This is a genomic window from Devosia sp. (assembly GCF_034675085.1).
Classification (GTDB): Bacteria; Pseudomonadota; Alphaproteobacteria; order Rhizobiales; family Devosiaceae; genus Devosia.
Window position 1 is genome coordinate 1 of record NZ_JAUCDN010000385.1, and the last position, 2,817, is coordinate 2,817.

The 2,817-nt window shown below is 67.5% G+C and carries 3 protein-coding genes; all 3 read right to left on the minus strand.

Annotated elements, in window-relative coordinates; genetic code table 11:
* Nucleotides 1–46: 46 nt before the first annotated feature.
* A complete protein-coding gene (locus tag VDP82_RS16660) occupies nucleotides 47–1,063 on the minus strand; it encodes a LacI family DNA-binding transcriptional regulator (RefSeq protein WP_323015949.1) in 1,017 nt (338 codons plus the stop codon).
* A gap of 9 nt (nucleotides 1,064–1,072) precedes the next feature.
* Nucleotides 1,073–1,810 carry a creatininase family protein gene (locus VDP82_RS16665; RefSeq protein WP_323015950.1) on the minus strand — a complete coding sequence of 246 codons (738 nt, stop codon included), beginning with the start codon at nucleotides 1,808–1,810 and terminating at the stop codon, nucleotides 1,073–1,075.
* A partial coding sequence (locus VDP82_RS16670; protein ID WP_323015951.1) for a hypothetical protein occupies nucleotides 1,807–2,817 on the minus strand: 1,011 nt, incomplete at its 5' end. The genes VDP82_RS16670 and VDP82_RS16665, both read right to left, overlap by 4 nt.

Below are 2,817 nucleotides of genomic sequence, written 5' to 3' on the forward strand. Positions count from 1 at the left end.
ATGGAATGCACGGTCCAGGATTCGCCGGCGACGAGGATGCGTTTGGTCATGAAATATCCTTTGGGGAGGGAGGAGCGACGGACTGGCGCGTGACCAGTTCGACCGGAAGGCGGGTTTCGGGAGGCGGCCTTGGGCCGTCCTCCAGCAGGGCCAGCAGATGGCGCACGGCCAGCCGGCCCATTTCGGCCACGGGCTGGCGCACCGTGGTCAGCGGCGGATCGACCAGTTCGGCAAAGGCCATGTCGTCGAACCCCACAAGGCTCAGATCGCGCGGAATGACCAGCCCCCGGCTGCGCACCGCCTTGATGACCCCCACAGCGATATAGTCCGAACAGGCCAGGATCGCGGTAGGCCGGCGCGGTCCGTCCAGCAATTGCGCTGCCGCCGCCTCGCCGAAGGCGCTGGTATAATCGCCCAACAGCGTCCAGCCCTCGGGAATGGTCAGCCCCGCCTCGGCCATGGCTCGCCCGAACCCGGCCAGGCGCTCGATGACGCTCATCAGCCCCTCGGGGCCGCCGATCAGGGCGATTTGCCTGTGTCCGGCCTCGATCAGGTGCCGGGCGGCCAGATAGGTCCCCGCCGCATTTTCCACGAACACGCCCGGCAGGCCCGCCCCGGCGATGTCTTCGTCCAGCAGCAGCACATTGTCGAGCTTGGCCAGGAGCCGCGCCAGCCGTCCGTCATCCACCCGGTTGGTCATCATGATGAGACCGTCGACATGCCCGTCCGCCATGCGGCTGATGGCTTCGGCCTCGTTGCCGGCCCCGCCGCCGGTCGAGGAGATATATACCGCATAGCCATGGTCATGTGCCTCGCGCTCCACCGCCGCCGCCAGCTCGGCGAAGAACGGGTTGGCGATGTCGGGCGTGACCAGGCTGATCGCTTCCGCCTTGCCGCGCGACAGCCGCCGCGCCAGTACATTGGGTCGATAGCCCAGCTTGGCGATGGCGGCGTCGATCCGGTCGCGCGTCGCCTGCGGCAGCTCGATCCTGTGGTTGAGATGGCGCGACACCGCCGTCGGCGACACGCCGGCTTCGGCGGCAACGTCGTTCAGCGTGGCCATGGCATGGTCCTAAAACCCATGGCGCGCCCTCCAGGCGGCGATGATGCGCAGGCTTTCTCCCACGATCCCCGCCACCAGCGCCTCGCCCTTTTCCGCCGTCGCCGGACGCGGGTCGCCGAAGACGCCGGCCGGGTTGAAATCGCCCAATTGCATAGGCTCGCTGCCAAAGCTGGGCGGAAATTGCGGGTAGGACGAGGCGGCGCGCGTCATGTCCACGCCCTCGGGCGCCAGCGCCAGCATGATTGAGGTCTCCACCTCGTCGGCATGGTAGAAATGCGGCGCCGCCGGACGGCTGTCGCAAACTTCCTCCGCCAGCCTCTCCAGCCCCGGATAATCCAGATGGCAGACTGGCAAGCCTGCCGTCACCAGCGTGCGCGCCGCCAGCACCATCGGCTCCCGATTGCCGAAATGTCCGTTGACCAGCACCAGCCCCTGCGCGCCCATGCGCAAGACGTCGTGCCCGATATCCTCGATCAGCGCCTGCAAGGTGCGCGGCGAAATGGAAATGGTGCCGGCAAAGCTGCGCGCCGTCCACGCATCGCCATAGGCCAGCGGCGGCAGCAGCAGCGCGTCGAGTTCATCGGCCAGCCTGCGCGCCACGCCATGGGCCATGTCGGTGTCGGTGGTCAGCGGCAGATGCGCGCCATGCTGCTCGCAGGCGCCCAGCGCCAGCACCGCCAGCGCGCCCTTTTCCAGCCGTGCCGCCACGTCGGGAAAGGCGCGGCGGGAAAGATCGATCCCGCTCATGCCGACCACCCCAATATGGTCAGCGGCGCGCCGGGGGCAATTCGTGTCAGCAATTCCGCCGTTGCGCGCGAATAATCCACCGCCCCGCCGATCACCGTGCCCAGCACAGCCCCCGTGATGGCGTCATAACCATGCCCATGGGCGATCAGGTCCACCATCGCCGCCTGTATGGGCTGGATGGTGGGGTTATAGGCGACGCTTTCGATCGCCAGCCCGCTGACATGGCTTCCATCGGCAAGGCTGAGCACCACCGCGCCGGGGCATTGGCTATAGGGCGAATGGCTGCGCCGTCCCGCCGCCAGCAGCGGCTCCCCCAGGGGGTGGTCGGCCCCTGATGCAAGCGTCAGCCCGGGCCAGTTCTCCTGTCCCGGAACCGCCCCGCGCTCGCCCAGATAGGTCGGATCGAACGGCCAGGGATAGAGCTGCGCCAGCGTCAGGGTGTGCCCCAGCGGGTCGATCAGCTCCAGCCGGTCGCTCCGGGCATATTCGGCCAGGCATTGCCGGCAATGGGCACAAGGGTGGGCCTCGTCGATGGCGATCACCGAAATATTGGTGCCCCGGCTCATCGCGCGGGTGAAGACGAACCCTTCCCCATGCAGGGTAAAGCCGAGCTGCGTGCCGGGAAATTCCACATTGCCGCCCAACACCAGATTGCCGGTCTCGCTTTCCAGTCCCACCGCCCCTACATGGAAATTGGAAATACTCGGCCGCGCCCCGTCCTTGGCCAGATCGAGCAGGATCAGCATCAGCTCGCGCACCGAGGCCAGCGCGAACCGGCGCATGATCGTTTCCGCCGCCGCGTGGGGGAGGATGCCATCCGTCAGCGCCTCGCGCGCCGCCTGCCGCACCTTGCCAGCCGTCTCTGCCCCCAATCGGGCGAGGCGCTCGGGAATGGCCGGATCGGCGGTGAAGGGATTGGGGCTCATGCGCTTCCTGCCGGATTGGGCAGCGCTATTCACGCCGCTGTTGAGAGGAGCCGCTTCCAGCCCGATTGCATTTGACAATCC

Bases quoted from the DNA above. Each gene is read 5' to 3' on its own strand.
- VDP82_RS16660 (WP_323015949.1), bottom strand. From the start codon at position 1,063: ATGGCCACGCTGAACGACGTTGCCGCCGAAGCCGGCGTGTCGCCGACG.
- VDP82_RS16665 (WP_323015950.1), bottom strand. From the start codon at position 1,810: ATGAGCGGGATCGATCTTTCCCGCCGCGCCTTTCCCGACGTGGCGGCA.